Genomic DNA, 17,507 nt, shown 5'->3' with positions numbered 1-17,507 from the left:
CCGTTATGCTGCGTAGCATTGTTATTTGATTGTTAAGGGAAAAGCATGGGGCTGGTGATAAAAGCCGCGCTGGGTGCGCTGGTGGTGTTACTGATTGGGGTGCTGGCTAAAACGAAGAACTATTACATTGCCGGGCTGATCCCGCTGTTCCCGACCTTTGCGTTAATCGCACACTATATCGTGGCCTCCGAGCGGGGTATTGAGGCGCTGCGCGCCACGATCGTCTTCGGGATGTGGTCAATCATCCCGTATTTTATCTATCTGCTGTCGCTGTGGTACTTCACCGGGTTTCTGCGTCTGCCCGTGGCGCTGGGCGGGGCGGTGGTCTGCTGGAGCCTCAGCGCCTGGGTACTCATATTCTTCTGGAGCCGCTTTCACTAGCGCAGCGGACGGCCACCGTCCACGGCAAACGTTCGGCCCGTGACGTAGCAGCTGGTCAGCAGATAATCGATCAGGTCGATCACTTCTTTCTCGCCGGGCGCGATTTTCATCAGCGACTTGTTGAGCGCCTGCTGGCGATACTCGGCATCATCGCCCTCGTTGAACAAAATCATCGCCGGAGCAATCGCGTTGACCTTCACCTCGGGCGCCAGCTTGCGCGCAAACGAGCGGGTCATATTATCCAGGGCGGCTTTGCTGGCCGCGTAGGCGATGTGTTTGTCGCTTCCTCGCTCCACCACGTAATCGGTGAAATGGATAATGTCGCCTGCGGCATGGCCGTGTCCGCGCAGCAGATCCTGTAGGGCATGGTTAAGCAGATAGGGCGCATTAACGTGGATCTGCATCATGCAGGCAAGCGTTTCGCTGAGCGAATGTCCGGCTTTTTCAGGAAGCCAGGTGCTGGCGTTATGAATAATCGCCCGAAGCCCGTGGGTGGTGGATTTTACGTTTTCCGCAAAGGCGAGGATGCCTTCATCCGTGGAGAAATCCGCCTGAATGCATACCGCACCGGCATTTCGAAGCCCTTCAATGGAGGGATACTCCGTTCGGTAACTGACGATAACCGGATGGCGAAGATTGAGAAAGTGATGGGCGAGGGCGAGGCCGATGCGACGGCCTGCGCCAGTGATCAATATTGGGCGTTGCTGCGAGTGTCCCATCGTAATCTCCTTTTCAGTTGAACAATGGGACAGGCGGCGCTATCCCATTAACATCCACGTTGCCGGCACGGCAGCGACTAACAGCAGACCTATCAACGCCATTTCGCGGCGTTTAAGGGCGTTATCAAGCTGATGCGTACGGCGAGCATAGATAAACACCAGCAGGCCCGGCGCGTAAAGCACCACAGACAGCAGCAGATGCATCGGGCCGGAAGCATACAACAACCATAGACCGTAAATACAGGCACCTACGCCGACCGCATAGTGTGCCGGGCGGGTCGCAATTTTTAACAGATATGCACCCACTAAGAAATAGGGTACCAGAATCATCTCGGAGGCGATGGTCAGCAGCGTGTTATAGTCCGAACCTGTGAGCCAGATCAGCACCAGACAAACCTGCACGCTGATATTGGTGAGCCACAGCGAGGCCGATGGCGCGCTGTTTTTGTTCTGACGGGCAAAGAGGCGCGGGAAGGCTTTATGCGTGGCGGCCAGGAACGGCACTTCCGCGGCCATAATGGTCCAGCTCAGGTACGCGCCGCAGACGGAGACGATTAAACCCGCCGCGATTATCACGTCACCCCAGGGGCCCATCATCTTCACCATCAGCCCGGCCATGGACGGATTACGCATTTCCGCCAGTTCAGGGCGGGCCACCACGCCGAGCGACAGCAGCGTCACCAGCAGATATACGCCCAGCGCCGCCAGGACGGCCAGCAGCGTGGCGCGTCCCACGTCGCGCTTGTTGCGCGCGCGGGCAGAGACCACGACGGCCCCTTCAACACCGATGAACACCCACAGGGTGATCAGCATGGTATTTTTTACCTGTTCCCAGACGGGGACGCCCAGCGCAATGCCGCTGAAATCGAGCGTAAACACATCGAGACGGAAGGCAAGGAAGGCCAGTACGACGAACAGGCCAAGCGGCACCAGCTTGGCCAGCGTCGCCACCATGTTGATGCTGGCTGCGGTCTGGACACCGCGCAAAATCAGCCAGTGGACGATCCACAGCAGCACCGAGGCACCGACGATGGATTGCCAGGTATTGCCGTCACCAAACAGGCGCAGCTCGGGCGTATCGGTAAAGAAACTGAGTGCCGAGAAGACGATAACCAGATAGGAGACGTTAGCGATCACCGCACACAGCCAGTAACCCCAGGCGGAGCAGAAGCCAATCAGCTCGCCGAAACCTTCACGGGCGTAAGTGAATATTCCGCCGTCCAGATCCGGGCGAATACGGGTCAGCAGCAGCATGGCGAACGCCAGCAGCAAAATCCCGACACCGGTAATGCCCCAGCCAATCAGTAATGCGGCAGGGCTGGCAACGGCCGCCATGTTCTGCGGCAAACTGAATACGCCCGCGCCCAGCATTGAGCTCAATACAAGTGCAGTTAAAGCACTCAGGCCAAGTTTCTTTTCCATTGGCTTCCTGTTATGAAAGGTCCAAACCCAGAATAATTATTTCGCTAAGGCGCATAAAAATGGTGGATCACACTAAGGCGCGGGATTTTACGGAGTGTGACGGATGCATGCAATGACGTGGGGCAGAAATCAGAAAAAAAGTAACAAAAAAGGCGGCAGTGTGCCGCCTTTGTGAAACCGTTTTGTTACTTGTACAGATCGGCGCTGATGGTCAGGTTGTTACCACGTTCCTGCCACTGGCGGGTGATGTGGTAGTACTTCGCACCTTTCTTCGCGGCACGCTTCGCCACCTGATAGGAGATTTCCGTCATGTTGCCGTAGTTGCCCGTAAACTTGATGCTGTCGAATGGCACCATCTGCGCGGCGGTGGCTTTGTTCAGCTCTTCAATTTTCGTGCCGTCTGGCAACGTAACGGTATAACGGCCGCCTTTCGTGGATTGGGTTTCAAAGAAACGGCCCACTTCAGCGCTTGGTGCAGCAGACGTTGCTACGCCCGGGATTTCAACTTTCTTCGCTTCTTCACCGCCTTTCGCTAACGCAGCGCGACCGGCGTCTGAATCCGCTGGAATCGCATCCGGGCTTTGCACCACGCGTTTTTTCGCATCTTGCTTATAGATGAAGGCGGTGATGCGCTGGTTTCCACCCTGGTTGGCATCTACCTGACGCACGATGTAAAACGCGTAAGCGCCTTTTTCTCTCGCGGCTTTGGTGATGGCATCGTTAACTTCAGGCTGGCTGCGGTAGAAGCCCTGAACGGTAACGGTATCATACGGTTCCAGCTGAACGGCCTGATCTTTCGGCAGTTCAACAATGCCGTTAATCACGCGGTTTTTCTGTTCATCCGCTTTTGGGGCATTCTCTTTGTACAGCGCAACGGTCACGCGCTGGTTGCCGCTGTTGCCCTGATCGGACTGGTCAACAACGTAAAACGAGGCAGCGCCGTTTTTATCGGCGGCTTTTGATGCAGCGGCGACGGCATCGCCAATGGAGTTATAGCGACCCACAATGACCGTATGGTCAAAAGGTTTTAACGCTGCCGCTTGCTCCGGCGTTAACTCTGTCGCGGCATTCGCAGACAGGGCGGTCGCGGAAAGAAGTGCGGACGCCAGGAGTGTGTTCTTAAGCTTCATAAAAATAATCCTTCGCCTTGCGCAAACCATGTACTGGTGTTGTTGTTAATTTGAGACGGTCCCGATTATGGCATTTAACACCCGTCGCTGTCTGCGGCATTTTTCACAGCCTGTGCTCACCAAAGGGTCTGATTCGATAACATTTAGTGATATGTGGAAAAAACAGACGTTTGACAAGCAAAACTGATAAAGCATATGACTTTTACAAGTTAATTTAATGTTAATGAGTTGTTCTTTTATGGCGCTATATCATGTTTTTACCGCTTCGCTTGCGCGATTTATCGGTCCTGAAGGCGAATTTAAGGTAAATATCTCTGTCAGTGACCCCGATCGCTTATTTTTCACAGATAAAGTAATAAATAGTGTTTTCTGGCGGTAGATCGCGGGCGCTATTTTCAGTAGGTTATAGAAAGTTTGTTACTGTTTTATTTTCCGGGGTTAATCATTCTCCGCCGCTATCACGCTGGCGAAAATTGATACAAACCGCGGGCTATTATCGACAAACCATCATCAAAAACCGATGGAAGGGAAAACTATGCGTATTGGGGTACCAAAAGAACGGTTAGCCAATGAAACCCGCGTAGCGGCAACACCGAAAACGGTGGAGCAACTGCTTAAGCTGGGTTTTACCGTCGCGATTGAAAGCGGCGCGGGCAAACTGGCGAGTTTCGATGACGAGGCCTTTATTCAGGCTGGCGCGGACGTCGTGGACGGTGCTGAAGTCTGGCAATCACCCATTATTCTGAAGGTCAATGCACCGGAAGAGAGTGAAATTGAACTGCTGAACGCGGGCACTACGCTGGTGAGCTTTATCTGGCCAGCCCAAAACCCGGAGCTGATGGAGAAGCTGGCGGCACGCGGCGTCACCGTGATGGCAATGGACTCCGTGCCGCGTATTTCGCGCGCGCAGTCTCTGGATGCGCTGAGCTCTATGGCGAACATTGCCGGTTATCGCGCCATTGTCGAAGCTGCTCATGAGTTTGGTCGCTTCTTTACCGGTCAAATTACGGCGGCAGGTAAAGTACCACCCGCAAAAGTGATGGTGATTGGTGCCGGGGTGGCAGGCCTTGCCGCTATCGGGGCGGCAAACAGCCTGGGCGCTATTGTCCGCGCGTTTGACACCCGGCCGGAAGTGAAGGAGCAGGTGCAGAGTATGGGCGCCGAGTTCCTTGAGCTGGACTTCAAGGAAGAGGCGGGCAGCGGTGATGGTTACGCCAAGGTCATGTCTGAAGCCTTCATCAAAGCGGAAATGGCGCTTTTTGCAGCGCAGGCGAAGGAGGTGGACATTATTGTCACCACCGCGCTTATTCCGGGTAAACCGGCACCGAAGCTGATTACCCGTGAAATGGTAGACTCCATGCAGTCGGGTAGCGTGATTGTCGATCTGGCGGCGCAAAACGGCGGTAACTGTGAATATACCGTGCCAAATCAGGTCACAACGACCGCGAACGGTGTGAAGGTGATCGGCTATACCGATCTGCCGGGGCGTCTGCCAACCCAATCCTCTCAACTGTACGGCACGAACCTCGTTAACCTGCTGAAACTGCTTTGCAAAGAGAAAGACGGCAACATCACCGTTGATTTTGATGATGTGGTGGTGCGCGGCGTGACCGTGGTGCGCGAAGGTGAAATCACCTGGCCTGCACCGCCGATTCAGGTTTCTGCTCAGCCTCAGGCTGCCCCGAAAGCGGCGCCGGAGCCCGTTGAGCCAGCGAAACCGGCATCACCGTGGCGCAAATACGCCATCATGGCGCTGGTCATTATCCTGTTTGGCTGGCTGGCGGACGTCGCGCCAAAAGAGTTCCTTGGCCACTTCACCGTCTTCGCGCTCTCCTGCGTGGTCGGTTACTACGTTGTATGGAACGTCTCCCATGCGCTGCATACGCCGCTGATGTCGGTCACCAATGCCATCTCCGGGATTATCGTGGTTGGGGCATTGCTGCAAATTGGTCACGGCGGCTGGATCAGCTTCCTGAGCTTTATTGCGGTACTGATCGCCAGCATCAATATTTTCGGTGGTTTCACCGTGACTCAGCGCATGCTGAAAATGTTTCGTAAAGGCTAAGGGGTAGCATATGTCTGGAGGATTAGTCACAGCCGCATACATTGTTGCTGCAATCCTGTTTATTTTCAGTCTGGCGGGGCTTTCCAAACACGAAACGTCTCAGCAGGGAAATAACTTTGGTATCGCCGGGATGGCGATTGCGCTGATTGCCACCATCTTCGGGCCGGACACCGGCAACGTGGCGTGGATCATGGTGGCGATGATCATCGGCGGCGCGATTGGTATTCGTCTGGCGAAACGCGTTGAAATGACCGAGATGCCGGAGCTGGTTGCTATTCTGCACAGCTTCGTGGGTCTGGCTGCGGTGCTGGTGGGCTTTAACAGCTACCTGTACCACGAACCGGGCCTGGAGCCGATTCTGGTTAACATTCACCTGACTGAAGTGTTCCTCGGCATCTTCATCGGTGCAGTGACCTTCACCGGGTCGATTGTGGCGTTCGGCAAGCTGCGCGGTAAGATTTCGTCTAAGCCGCTGATGCTGCCTAACCGCCACAAGCTGAACCTGGCGGCGCTGGTCGTTTCCTTTGTGCTGCTGGTGATCTTCGTGCGCACCGAAAGCGTAGGCTTGCAGGTGCTGGCGTTACTGGTGATGACCATTATCGCGCTGGCGTTCGGCTGGCATCTGGTGGCGTCTATCGGTGGGGCAGATATGCCGGTGGTCGTTTCCATGCTGAACTCCTACTCCGGTTGGGCAGCGGCGGCGGCAGGCTTTATGCTGAGCAACGACCTGCTGATTGTCACCGGTGCGCTGGTCGGTTCTTCCGGTGCGATCCTGTCCTACATCATGTGTAAGGCGATGAACCGTTCGTTTATCAGCGTCATCGCGGGGGGCTTCGGCTCTGACGGTTCTTCTACCGGCTCTGACGAAGAAGTGGGCGAACACAGAGAGATCAGCGCGGAAGACACCGCTGAGATGCTGAAAAACTCGCATTCCGTCATCATTACCCCGGGCTACGGCATGGCGGTGGCGCAGGCGCAGTATCCGGTGGCGGAAATCACGGAAAAACTGCGTGCGCGCGGTATCAAGGTGCGCTTTGGTATTCACCCGGTGGCGGGGCGTCTGCCAGGCCACATGAACGTGCTGCTGGCGGAAGCGAAGGTGCCTTACGACATCGTGCTGGAAATGGACGAGATCAACGATGATTTCGCCGATACCGACACCGTGCTGGTGATTGGCGCCAACGACACCGTTAACCCGGCAGCGCAGGACGATCCGCGCAGCCCGATTGCGGGCATGCCGGTTCTGGAAGTGTGGAAGGCGCAGAACGTCATTGTCCTCAAACGCTCTATGAATACCGGCTACGCTGGCGTGCAGAACCCGCTGTTCTTTAAAGAGAACACCCACATGCTGTTTGGCGACGCCAAGGCCAGCGTGGATGCGATTCTGAAATCGCTTTAATTTCGCTTCATCCTGCCAAACCGCCCCCTGGGGCGGTTTTCTTATTTCTGCGGTCAGCCATTCTCCTCTGTCTATACTTTACCCTTTGTGTAATACGAGGAGGTGTAATGCAATTTCTGTCCCGCTTCGACATCATCGCGCTGATGATGACGCCATCATTCTGGATTGGCGTCGCCACGGTGGTCATTGTGACGCTGCTGGTATACTGGCTGCTGACGCGCCTGATCGCCTTCGTGAAGAAAGGCATCACCACCTGGGGCGACAAGCATCCCACCACCAACCGGATGCGCTTTATCCTGACGGATATGCTTAACCGCACCAGCCGCGTCCTGCTGTTTGTCGTGGCGCTGTTGTTCAGCCTGCGCTTCGTTGACTTACCGGACCATCTCTTTGGCACCGTGAGCCACGCCTGGTTCCTGGTCTTCGCCATTCAGGTGGCGCTGTGGATGGATCAGGGGGTTGTGTCGTGGCTTCGTCACGTCATGCTGGCACCGGGAAGCCATAAAAACCCGGTTACGCTGGTGATCACGGGGCTCATCCTCCGTGCCATTGTCTGGTCAGTGATGCTGCTGTCTATTCTTGCTAACGCGGGCGTCAACATCACTGCTCTGGTTGCCAGCCTTGGGGTAGGGGGTATTGCAATCGCCCTCGCGGTGCAAACGATCCTGAGCGACGTGTTCGCCTCGCTCTCCATCGGTTTTGATAAGCCGTTCGAAATTGGCGATTTTGTGGTGTTTAACGATGTCGCCGGCACGGTCGAGCACATCGGTCTGAAAACCACCCGTATCCGCAGCCTGAGCGGGGAGCAGATTGTCTGCGGGAACGCCATCCTGCTGCAACAGACGCTGCATAACTATAAGCGGATGCAAACGCGCCGAATCGTCTTTACCTTCGGCGTCGCCAGCGACACGGCGCCGGATAAACTGCGTTCTGTGGGTGAGATGGTTAAACAGATCATTACCGACGTCGGGGAAACGAAGTTTGACCGCGCCCATTTCCTGGGCTTCGATCGCGATCGTTTGACCTTCGAGGTGGTTCATATCGTTAATACGGCGGATTACAACAAGTACATGGATATTCAGCAGGAGATCAATATCCGTATTCTGGAAGGGCTGAATCAGCAGGAGATTAAGCTGGCGCTGCCGAGCATGGTTCTTCACGCGCCCTGGATGGACGCCAGCGACGAGGCACCTGCCCAGCGGTTGAGCGAGGCGTAATAAAAAAAGCCCGCCGTTACCGGCGGGCTTTCATTTTGGGTCAATCGTCTTCTTCATCGTCCAGTTCAACCGGCGTCTGATACTGATCCGGCTTGATAACCAGCAGGTCGCAGCGCAGATGGTCGATCACCTGCTCGGCGGTGTTCCCCAGAAACGCGGCAGAAATCCCGGTGCGGCCAATGGTGCCCAGCACCACAATACCGGCCTGCAAATGCTCTGCCAGGTCCGGAATAACCTCCTCCGGTAATCCTTTTTCTACGTGCGTCATGTTCTCATCGATGCTGAATTTCTGGCGCAACGCTTTCATTGCCAGCAGATGCTGGCCGCGAATCGCGTCGTTATACACGCTCGGGTCAAATTCAGGCAGCTCAATGGCGATATTGATTGGCGTAACCGGATACGCTCCCACCAGATGGACTTCGGTGTGGTTAACCTGGTCGGCAAGCTGAAGTGTCTCCTTCACCAGCTTCTCGTTCAGCGAATTATGATAATCCTCTTCGCTGGCCAGATTGACCGCCACGACCGCTTTCCCGCCTTCAGGCCACGGCTGATCTTTCACCATCCATACCGGGCAAGGGCATTTGCGCAGCAGGTGCCAGTCGGTCGGCGTGAAAATCACGGATTCCAGTTTGTCGTGCTGGTGCGCCATTTTCAGCAGCAGGTCATGCCCACCGGCCACCACTTCCTGAATAATGGCTTCGAAAGGGCGGTTGTGCCAGACCACTTTAATATCGATAGGTACGCCCGCTTCCAGGTAATATTTCGCCTGCTCGCGGATCCACGCGGTACGTTGGCTGATCACTCCCTGACGCATAGCGGTACGCTCGTCAGGCGACAGAAGGGTGGTCATCTCGTATGAGAAGTCATAAATCGGCAAAAAGGCTTTAATTTTGCCACCAATCCGTTGATGTAAATACACAGCACGTCGTAATGCTGGCTGATCGTCCTGATTCGGATCGATAGCCACCAGCATGTTTTGATACTTTGCCATACAGGTCTCCTTACAACTGTCACCACAGTCTGTAAGTAAAAGAGTAACCTATATATCTTGAATGAAACAGGGGGGAAGTTTTTGCCAGATCAATAAATCATGAAAATTTATCGACCTGGCATTCGTTATCCGGGCGGGTTATGCGACGTTGCGGGAGTGTCCGGCCAGAATCGCCAGCGCTTCACCGTTTTCGATGGTGATGTACTTACCTTTAACCGCCAGCATTCCGCTCTTCTGGAAACGACCCAGCAGACGACTGATGGTTTCCACGGTCAGGCCCAGATAGTTACCAATATCGCCACGCGTCATGGTCAGACGGAACTCGCGCGGAGAGAATCCGCGTTCCGCGAAACGACGGGAGAGGTTGTAGATAAACGCGGCCAGACGCTCTTCCGCATTCTTTTTGGAAAGCAGCAGGATCATATCCTGGTCGCCTTTGATCTCACCGCTCATCAGACGCATCATCTGCTGGCGCAGGTTCGGCATCTTACCGGACAGATCGTCCAGCGTTTCAAACGGGATTTCGCAGACCATAGAGGTTTCCAGCGCCTGAGCAAAGCTCGGGTGATGGCCACTGCCGATGGCGTCAAAGCCGACTAAATCGCCTGCCAGATGGAAGCCGGTGATCTGCTCGTCGCCCTGTTCGGTAATGGTGTAGCTTTTGATGGTGCCAGAACGGATAGCATAGAGCGATTTCAGTTCGTCTCCCGCCTTAAACAGCGTCTGCCCTTTCTGAATAGGCTTTTTGCGCTCGATAATGTTGTCAAGCTGATCGAGTTCATGCTCATTCAGGGTAAACGGGATACAGAGCTGGCTGATGCTGCAATCCTGGCAATGGATAGCACAACCGCCAGACTGAATGCGTCGTATAATTCGCTTTTCCGGGATCATAGGTTTGCTCAAGCCTTAATTGATATTGGTCAATTTTAACATCTTTTTGGTAAGGACGTAAGCCTGGCAATCCTTCAATAAAGGCAAGAGATGGCAGCTTATTGCCATCTCCTTGAAAATCCACAGATTGATTAAGGATTATGAGCCTAAGGGGAAGAAAATTAGGCACAAATAGCCTGGGAATTACAGCAAAAAATACCCTTCGTGGCGCAGTAGCCACTCTTTGCGCTGAACGCCTCCGGCATAGCCGGTCAGGGTGCCGTTACGTCCAATCACGCGATGGCAAGGCACCACAATGCTGACGGGGTTAGATCCATTTGCCGCACCGACGGCGCGCGCCGCACCGGCACGGCCAAGCTGCTCTGCCAGCTGACCGTAGTGCATCACCTGCCCGCAGGGAATATTACGCAGCGCCTGCCACACCTCGCGCTGGAAAGGGGTGCCCGCCGTGGCGGTTGGCAGAGTATCAATGATGGCAAGATCGCCTTCGAAGTAGGCCGTAAGCTTTTCGCAAAGACCACCCGGGTTAACGGTATCTCTGCGCTGATAGCCTTCTTTTTGGTAATGAATGTCCAGCAGCGCTACCATACGGTCACTGTGTTCCTGCCACTCGACCGCGCGTAAGCGATACTGCTCATCACATATTACCCACAGAGGTCCCAGAGGCGTGGGAATCAATTCCTGTAACAGCGTAAGCATAAGAGATACCTGCAAAGCTAAAAACATTATCATGTCGGGAAATGTGCCGTTGTTCAAGATCCTGCCCTGGAACAAGAGGGGTAGATTTTTCAGATTATATTTAAGCGGGATCAGAATATTTTCTGAGAGCGGCACCCTATACTCTGCACGTTACTGTTGGGGATACCTTAAAACGTGCGTGCTTCTTTATTTATATTCATGCGATATATCTCTGTCGGCGTGGCGAACACGATTATTCATGCGCTGGTCTTCCTGTTAACCTGTTTTTTATTTTCATTTCCGCAAAGTCTCGCTAACGTTACGGCCTTCTTTTTTGCAGCATCGTTTAGCTTTGTGGTGAACGCCGTCTGGACCTTTAAAAAAAAGCGGGCGTTGCATAAGTATCTTTTATTTATGGCCGTAATGTCCTGCCTGGCATGGTCTACGGGGAAAGTTTCGGAAATTGTTGATCTACCTGCGGTATTTACGCTGTGCCTTTTCTCCTTCATCAGCATGGTGTTAGGTTTTGTATTTTCTCGCTGTGTAATATTCAAGGATTGAATATGGTTATTTCTCTGGTTGTTCCCGTGTTTAATGAGGAGCAGGCCATACCGCTGTTTTTTAACGCGCTGCGGCGCGATCTGGACGGCGTAAATCATACGTTTGAGCTGATATTTGTCGACGATGGCAGTGGCGATAATACCGTCGCGGCTATCCGTAGCCAGGCCTTTTCTGGCCGCGTTCGCATCGTCGAGTTTAGCCGTAACTTTGGTAAAGAACCGGCACTGCTGGCGGGGCTGCGGGCGGCCACGGGTGACGCGGTGATCCCTATTGATGTGGATTTACAGGATCCCATTCATGTTATTCCTGCCCTTGTTGCACGCTGGCAGGACGGGTTCGATACCGTGCTTGCCCAGCGCATCGACCGTCGGTGCGATACTTGGCTGAAACGGCAAACGGCCCGGTGGTTTTACCGCGCGCACAATAAAATCAGCTCGCCGGGTATCGTCGAGAATGTCGGTGATTTCAGATTACTGTCGCGGGAAACCGTAAACGCCATCCTTCAGCTACCGGAAAGGACGCTGTTTATGAAGGGGCTGCTCTCATGGGCAGGGGGCAAAACGGCGGTCGTCACCTATACTCGTGAACCTCGTCAGGCTGGCGCCAGTAAATTTAACGGCTGGACGTTATGGAAACTGGCGGTGGAAGGCATCACCTCATTTTCTATTTTCCCCCTTCAGCTCTGGACCTACCTGGGCTTTTTCATCGCCAGCCTGTCGTTAACGTATGCGCTATGGATGATTATCGACAAACTTATCTGGGGAAATGATGTTCCCGGTTACCCCTCATTAATGGTTGCGATTTTATTTATCGGCGGCGTTCAGTTAATCAGCATCGGCGTGCTGGGCGAATATATCGGCAGAATATTTATTGAGGTGAAAGGGCGTCCGCGCTACATCCTCAAACAGGACAGTGAGGGCAGTGACGATGTTAAAAAATAATGCGGCCGTATTGGGTTTATTTGCGCTGTGCGCGTTTATCTATTTTTTCCCTGCGTTAACTCAGACCTATCTGTTTAACGACGATATTGGGCGAAATGCTGTTGGCTACGGGCTTTACGATGGCATCGGCTGGGGAGAGTACGCTGACAGCGGTCGACCGGCGGCGGAAATCGTTATCAGGCTGCTTTCGGGCTGGTTTGGCCGGCCGACAGATATCAACGCCGTCAACGTTGCGCCGTTGACCAAGCTTATCAGTGCGCTGTGCGTGGCGGTGACTGCCTGGGTCGTGTATATGAAGGTCATTAACCAACCTTCATGGAACGGTTTCCTGGTCTCCTTGACGGTTGTTTTTTCTCCCTGGTTTATTCACTGCATCCAGTACAGCTTCGATTCCGTGACCATGGGCGCGGCGCTTGTGCTCACGGTGCTGCCCTTTATGGGCGGCAGAGGCTGGCGCGGCTACGTGCTGTTTTTCGGCTGCTATTTTGCCTCTCTCTGCTTTTATCAGCTATTTCTGGTGGCGCCATTTTTGATAATTGCGGTGCTCTTGTTCAAGTCTTTCTTTGATACGGGATCGTTAAGTCACGATCTCCGGGAGCACTATGGCCGAGTGATGGTTGCGCTTTTTGCCGGATTTAGCGCTTATAAGCTGTTTATTCTGCTCCTGCCGTTGAGACCCTATGCCTTAATTCATAGCAAACTTCTGACGCTAAGCATTGTTTTTCCGGCGCAAATGTTCACCCGGCTGCGTAACCTGGCGGACATCTTTTTCTCGCCGTTTTATGGCACTGCCGGGGTGGTGCTGATTGGGCTGTTTCTGTGTTCTCTGTGTGGCGTGGCTATGCGTGCCAGAGTCATCCAGCGCAGCGTCTGGCTCTGTCTGTCGCTCTTCTTACTTCTCAGCGGGCTTGGCCTGCTGATGGCACTGCTGCCTCAGGCATTATTACGCGATCCGCTCTACGCCGGAAGGGCGATGGCGGGCAATCAGTTCGTCATGCTTATCTGGTTTTTCCCGCTGGTTTATCTGCGTAAAGCCGCCTTTAAATACCTTTGCACAGGCTGGATCCTTTTCTTTACCTTAATGGCAAGCCTCAACGCGGCGATTACCGGTGCTATTCGGGCGCAGTATGATTATGAAGATCGGCTGCTTGACGTTATTTTAAACTATCCTGTAAACAACACGCTGCCCACAAAAGTCTTTATAGTTCCACCTTATTATTCTATAAACCGCCTCTGGTTGCGCCAGGTGCGCAACGTGCGCGATAATTTCCCGTTCACAAAATATATTTTACATAACACGTATATGTTAAACTCCAGCATCTGGCCCACCCGCCAGGCACAGTTATATAATCGTGATGTCGAAATCAAAGTGGCAATAAACGTTAATGAATTTTGCGAATGGCCAAATAAGCTGGTCAGGAAGGAGTTTATCATGTACGCCAAAGATGACTTGCGCTATGTTGATATAAATAAGACAACCTGCGATAAATTACATTAATTAAAAAACAGGGCCTGCCGACATCGTCAGGCCCATGAGTACACAGCAGTGCTTCCCTTCACAGATCCTACGCGTTCTTTCCCTCGGCAGGTTTATTAAGTTATAATAGCTTTTATCTAAAAAAACAGGAAAGAGAGTGATTAATTTCACGAAAATTTAACTTAATTTTTTAAATGTATTAATATTTAAATTTTAGTTAAGTCTCGTTAAACATTCTCCTGTGCCATTTTTAATATATTCACCAAGTTTATATTTCTATCCTGCGGCATACGGTTTGATCGTTGAGACCCGCAACGGGCGCAGGTATAGTACTTACTCAGATGTAGCCGGAGGATTTCCATGAACCCTGACGACAAATCACTTTTCCTTGACGCCATGGAGGATGTCCAGCCGCTCAAACGCTGCACGGATATTCACTGGCAGCAGAGCCGCAACACGCGGGCGCGTCAGGAAATGGATACCGAGCAGCTTGATAACTTTCTGACGCTGGGGTTTCTTGAACTGCTGCCCCTTGAAGAGCCGCTGATGTTCCAGCGGGAAGGGGTACAGCAGGGGGTATTTGACAAGCTGCGTTCCGGCAAATATTCCCGTCAGGCCAGCTTAACGTTGTTACGCCAGCCCGCGGAGCAATGCCGCCAGCAGGTGTATTCCTTTATTCGCCAGGCCGGACGTGACGGGCTGCGCAACCTGATCATTGTGCACGGTAAAGGGCGTGAGCAGCAATCGCACCCTAACGTGGTGCGCAGCTATCTTGCGCGCTGGCTGACCGAGTTTGACGAAGTGCAGGCCTTTTGCGAAGCGCAGCCGTATCACGGCGGCAGTGGAGCATGTTATGTCTCGTTGCGTAAATCTGAAGAAGCGAAGCGAGATAACTGGGAGCGTCACGCCAAGCGTAGCCGCTAATCAGCCAGGCGGGCGACAGGCTCGCCCGCCCGTCACTCAGAAGGTTTCCCAGTTTGCGTCGGAGGAATTTGCGCCTGCCGTTGAAGGGCGCAGCAGTGCGGGCGCTTTCACGTTTTCAGGACGGGATGCCGGAGAACCCTGAGCCTTCAGCCTGAACGCCGCCACGGCCTGCCGCAGCTGTTCTGACTGATCTTCCAGCGCGGCCGCCGCCGTTGCCGATTCCTGTACCAGCGCGGCGTTTTGCTGCGTAACGCTGTCCATCTGCGAGACCGCCAGGCTGACCTGTTCAATACCGCGGCTCTGCTCGTCAGACGCCGACGAGATTTCCCCCATAATATCGGTTACGCGCGTCACGGCCGCGACGATCTCCTTCATGGTCGCACCCGCCTCGCTCACCTGTTCAGAGCCGGTATTCACCCGGCTGACGGAGCTCTCAATAAGCCCTTTGATCTCTTTCGCCGCCTGCGCGCTGCGGCTGGCCAGCGTTCGTACTTCACCTGCCACAACCGCAAAGCCACGACCCTGTTCCCCGGCACGCGCTGCTTCAACCGCGGCGTTGAGCGCCAGAATGTTGGTCTGGAAGGCAATGCTATCGATAACGCCGGTGATGTGCGCAATTTGCTGAGAACTGTCGGCGATGTCATTCATGGTACGCACCACGTTATCCACGACCTGACCGCCGCGAGCGGCGGTTTCAGACGCATTCTTCGCCAGCAGCGTCGCCTGACGGGCATTATCCGAGTTCTGTTTGACGGTGGCCGTCAGCTCTTCCATGCTGGCGGCGGTCTCTTCCAGCGAGGCGGCCTGCTGCTCGGTGCGGGCGGAAAGGTCATTACTCCCGGCGGCAATTTCCCCTGCGCCCGTGTAAATGGAATCCGTGCTGCCGCGCACGGCGCTGACGGTGCTCACCAGCGACTGCTGCATCTCGTGCAGGCCGGCGGCCAGCTGGCCCATTTCGTTGCGCCCGGAAATATCGACGTTTTGCGTCAGATCGCCGCTCGCGATGGTGCGAATATGGTTCATGATGGCGTTGAGTGGTCTCAATAGCAGGTGCTGTAAACCCTGCCAGATCACGACCAGCACGATGATAACGGTCAGGAAAATCGCCGCCAGCGTCCACTGCATCTGGGTAAAGCTGCTCTGGTTCTCGTCGGCGGCGGCTTTCAGCAGAACGTTGTTTTCGGCGCGCCAGCGGGTATAGACCGCCTCCATCTCATCCTGCGCCTGCTGGGCGTCCAGGTCTCCATAGGCCTGATAGTTATCGGCGCGCAGATACGCAATGGACAAGCGCATCACCTCGTGCATGTGCTGCCAGGCCTTCTGCATCTCTTCGGTAAGGGCGGGATCTTGACCGTTAACCTGCGGGATCTCCTGCCAGTTCTTATAATAGCTTTCGGCTTTGGTCAGCGAACCGTTCGCGGTACCCAGCAGCGTGTTGATCGCCGCGAGAGAAGCCGGGTCACGCTGGTTTTTCAGGTAGCGGATCGCCACGCGGGTGACGGTGACGCGCGTTTTAATCAGCGTGTTAACGCTGTCGCTCAGGCTCTCCTGTTGGGCATTGAGCAACCCGGAGTTCTGAAAGTTGTGACGATCGTTGTTAACGGCAGAGTAGAACAACCCTCCCGTGACAACTTGCAGCAGACAGAATATGGTGAGGGCAAAGAGAATACCGGTAATCACGTGCAGATTTTTCAGCATAGCGGTCGTCCGTAAGAGAAGAGGCAGGGTTACATCAATACTATCGTCGTAGCGAATTTAAACTTTAATTTTACTATTGCTTAACTAATGGTTTCGTTGCGGAACCTGTTGTTAATCCGGATCATTTTTATGAGGAAGGTCAGCATGAGCAGCATTGATAAAAGCGGCACGTTCACGCTCGGAACGCGTACGGTTAAACGGTTTGGCTATGGTGCAATGCAGCTTGCCGGACCGGGGGTTTTTGGTCCGCCAAAAGACAAAAATGCCGCGCTGGCGGTGCTGCGTGAAGCGGTGGCGGCGGGCGTGAATCACATCGATACCAGCGATTTTTACGGCCCCCATGTAACCAACCAGCTTATCTGCGAGGCGCTTCATCCATACCGGGACGACCTCACGATTGTGACCAAGATCGGTGCCCGACGCGGTGAAGATGCCTCCTGGCTACCGGCGTTTTCCGCGCAGGAGCTGACGCAGGCGGTGCATGACAACCTGCGTAACCTGAAGCGGGATGTGCTGGACGTGGTTAACCTGCGGATTATGTTTAGCGCCCACGGGCCGGCGGAGGGATCGATTGCCGAGCCGCTAAGCACCCTCGCGGAGCTGCAACAGCAGGGGCTGGTTCGCCATATAGGGCTGAGCAACGTCACCGCTTCACAGGTTGCTGAGGCGCAGAAAATGGTTTCCGTTGTGTGTGTACAGAACATGTACAACGTGGTGAATCGTGGTGACGATGCGCTGGTCGATTCGCTGGCGGAGCAGGGGATTGCCTGGGTGCCGTTTTTCCCGCTGGGGGGCTTCACGCCTCTGCAATCTTCCGGGCTACAGGCGGTGGCGGATTCACTGGGTGCGACGCCGATGCAGGTGGCGCTGGCATGGCTGCTGCAACGCTCGCCAAATATCCTTTTGATCCCGGGAACCTCTTCGGTGGCGCATCTGCATCAAAACCTGGCGGCAGCCGATCTGGTGTTACCGCCTGAGGCGCTGGAGACGTTAAATTCGCTGGTGAAGTAATC

The 17,507-nt window shown here is 54.3% G+C and carries 16 protein-coding genes; 9 read left to right on the top strand and 7 right to left on the bottom strand.

What is annotated here, in order from left to right; genetic code table 11:
• Positions 1-45: 45 nt before the first annotated feature.
• Positions 46-381, top strand: coding sequence for a GlpM family protein (locus N5C09_RS06440; RefSeq protein ID WP_063451511.1), 336 nt, complete (start codon positions 46-48; stop codon positions 379-381).
• On the opposite strand, the gene folM is transcribed toward N5C09_RS06440, so the two are convergent.
• From folM to ydgH, 3 genes are all read right to left on the bottom strand, one after another.
• Positions 378-1,100, bottom strand: a complete 723-nt coding sequence (gene folM / locus N5C09_RS06435; RefSeq protein WP_064910642.1) for a dihydromonapterin reductase — start codon at positions 1,098-1,100, stop codon at positions 378-380. The genes N5C09_RS06440 and folM overlap by 4 nt on opposite strands.
• A gap of 39 nt (positions 1,101-1,139) precedes the next feature.
• Positions 1,140-2,522 (bottom strand): amino acid permease, encoded by a 1,383-nt coding sequence (locus N5C09_RS06430; protein ID WP_279748694.1) that lies wholly within the window; start codon positions 2,520-2,522, stop codon positions 1,140-1,142.
• A gap of 185 nt (positions 2,523-2,707) precedes the next feature.
• Positions 2,708-3,652, bottom strand: a complete 945-nt coding sequence (gene ydgH / locus N5C09_RS06425) for a DUF1471 family protein YdgH (protein ID WP_063451508.1) — start codon at positions 3,650-3,652, stop codon at positions 2,708-2,710.
• A 535-nt stretch (positions 3,653-4,187) separates the two neighbouring features.
• On the opposite strand from ydgH, the gene pntA reads away from it, so the two are divergent.
• The 3 genes from pntA to N5C09_RS06410 all read left to right on the top strand — a co-directional run bounded on the left by pntA (position 4,188) and on the right by N5C09_RS06410 (position 8,333).
• The gene (gene pntA / locus N5C09_RS06420; protein ID WP_279748692.1) at positions 4,188-5,717 is read left to right on the top strand and encodes a Re/Si-specific NAD(P)(+) transhydrogenase subunit alpha; all 1,530 of its coding nucleotides are present in this window, start codon (positions 4,188-4,190) and stop codon (positions 5,715-5,717) included.
• A gap of 10 nt (positions 5,718-5,727) precedes the next feature.
• Positions 5,728-7,116 (top strand): Re/Si-specific NAD(P)(+) transhydrogenase subunit beta, encoded by a 1,389-nt coding sequence (pntB, locus tag N5C09_RS06415; RefSeq protein ID WP_279748691.1) that lies wholly within the window; start codon positions 5,728-5,730, stop codon positions 7,114-7,116.
• A gap of 107 nt (positions 7,117-7,223) precedes the next feature.
• The gene (locus tag N5C09_RS06410; RefSeq protein WP_279748689.1) at positions 7,224-8,333 is read left to right on the top strand and encodes a mechanosensitive ion channel family protein; all 1,110 of its coding nucleotides are present in this window, start codon (positions 7,224-7,226) and stop codon (positions 8,331-8,333) included.
• A gap of 40 nt (positions 8,334-8,373) precedes the next feature.
• Here the strand turns inward: N5C09_RS06410 and uspE are convergent, their stop codons facing one another.
• From uspE to ogt, 3 genes are all read right to left on the bottom strand, one after another.
• On the bottom strand, positions 8,374-9,324 hold the full coding sequence (gene uspE / locus N5C09_RS06405; protein WP_003857535.1) for a universal stress protein UspE: 951 nt from the start codon (positions 9,322-9,324) through the stop codon (positions 8,374-8,376).
• 138 nt (positions 9,325-9,462) lie between these two features.
• Positions 9,463-10,215, bottom strand: a complete 753-nt coding sequence (fnr, locus tag N5C09_RS06400; RefSeq protein ID WP_000611906.1) for a fumarate/nitrate reduction transcriptional regulator Fnr — start codon at positions 10,213-10,215, stop codon at positions 9,463-9,465.
• A gap of 183 nt (positions 10,216-10,398) precedes the next feature.
• Complete coding sequence (gene ogt / locus N5C09_RS06395) at positions 10,399-10,914, bottom strand: methylated-DNA--[protein]-cysteine S-methyltransferase (protein WP_193527218.1); 516 nt, start codon at positions 10,912-10,914, stop codon at positions 10,399-10,401.
• Between the two features lie 174 nt (positions 10,915-11,088).
• On the opposite strand from ogt, the gene N5C09_RS06390 reads away from it, so the two are divergent.
• The 4 genes from N5C09_RS06390 to smrA all read left to right on the top strand — a co-directional run bounded on the left by N5C09_RS06390 (position 11,089) and on the right by smrA (position 14,796).
• Positions 11,089-11,454 carry a GtrA family protein gene (locus N5C09_RS06390; protein WP_154817052.1) on the top strand — a complete coding sequence of 122 codons (366 nt, stop codon included), beginning with the start codon at positions 11,089-11,091 and terminating at the stop codon, positions 11,452-11,454.
• 2 nt (positions 11,455-11,456) lie between these two features.
• The gene (locus N5C09_RS06385; protein WP_193032533.1) at positions 11,457-12,395 is read left to right on the top strand and encodes a glycosyltransferase family 2 protein; all 939 of its coding nucleotides are present in this window, start codon (positions 11,457-11,459) and stop codon (positions 12,393-12,395) included.
• Positions 12,382-13,893, top strand: coding sequence for a glucosyltransferase domain-containing protein (locus tag N5C09_RS06380; protein WP_279748688.1), 1,512 nt, complete (start codon positions 12,382-12,384; stop codon positions 13,891-13,893). Before N5C09_RS06385 ends, N5C09_RS06380 begins: the two co-directional genes overlap by 14 nt.
• A gap of 339 nt (positions 13,894-14,232) precedes the next feature.
• Entirely contained in the window at positions 14,233-14,796 is a 564-nt protein-coding gene (gene smrA / locus N5C09_RS06375; RefSeq protein ID WP_063866853.1) for a DNA endonuclease SmrA, read from the top strand.
• A 36-nt stretch (positions 14,797-14,832) separates the two neighbouring features.
• Here smrA and N5C09_RS06370 read toward each other — a convergent pair whose 3' ends face one another.
• Positions 14,833-16,494, bottom strand: a complete 1,662-nt coding sequence (locus N5C09_RS06370; protein WP_279748687.1) for a methyl-accepting chemotaxis protein — start codon at positions 16,492-16,494, stop codon at positions 14,833-14,835.
• A gap of 144 nt (positions 16,495-16,638) precedes the next feature.
• Between N5C09_RS06370 and N5C09_RS06365 the strand changes: the two genes are divergently transcribed.
• Positions 16,639-17,505: an aldo/keto reductase family oxidoreductase gene (locus tag N5C09_RS06365; RefSeq protein ID WP_279748686.1), complete on the top strand. Its 867-nt coding sequence runs from the start codon at positions 16,639-16,641 to the stop codon at positions 17,503-17,505.
• The last annotated feature ends 2 nt before the right edge of the window (positions 17,506-17,507 follow it).

This window comes from Enterobacter sp. GD03975, from assembly GCF_029838645.1.
In the GTDB taxonomy this organism is placed as follows: Bacteria; Pseudomonadota; Gammaproteobacteria; order Enterobacterales; family Enterobacteriaceae; genus Enterobacter; species Enterobacter quasihormaechei.
This window is presented reverse-complemented; position numbering and strand designations above follow the sequence as displayed.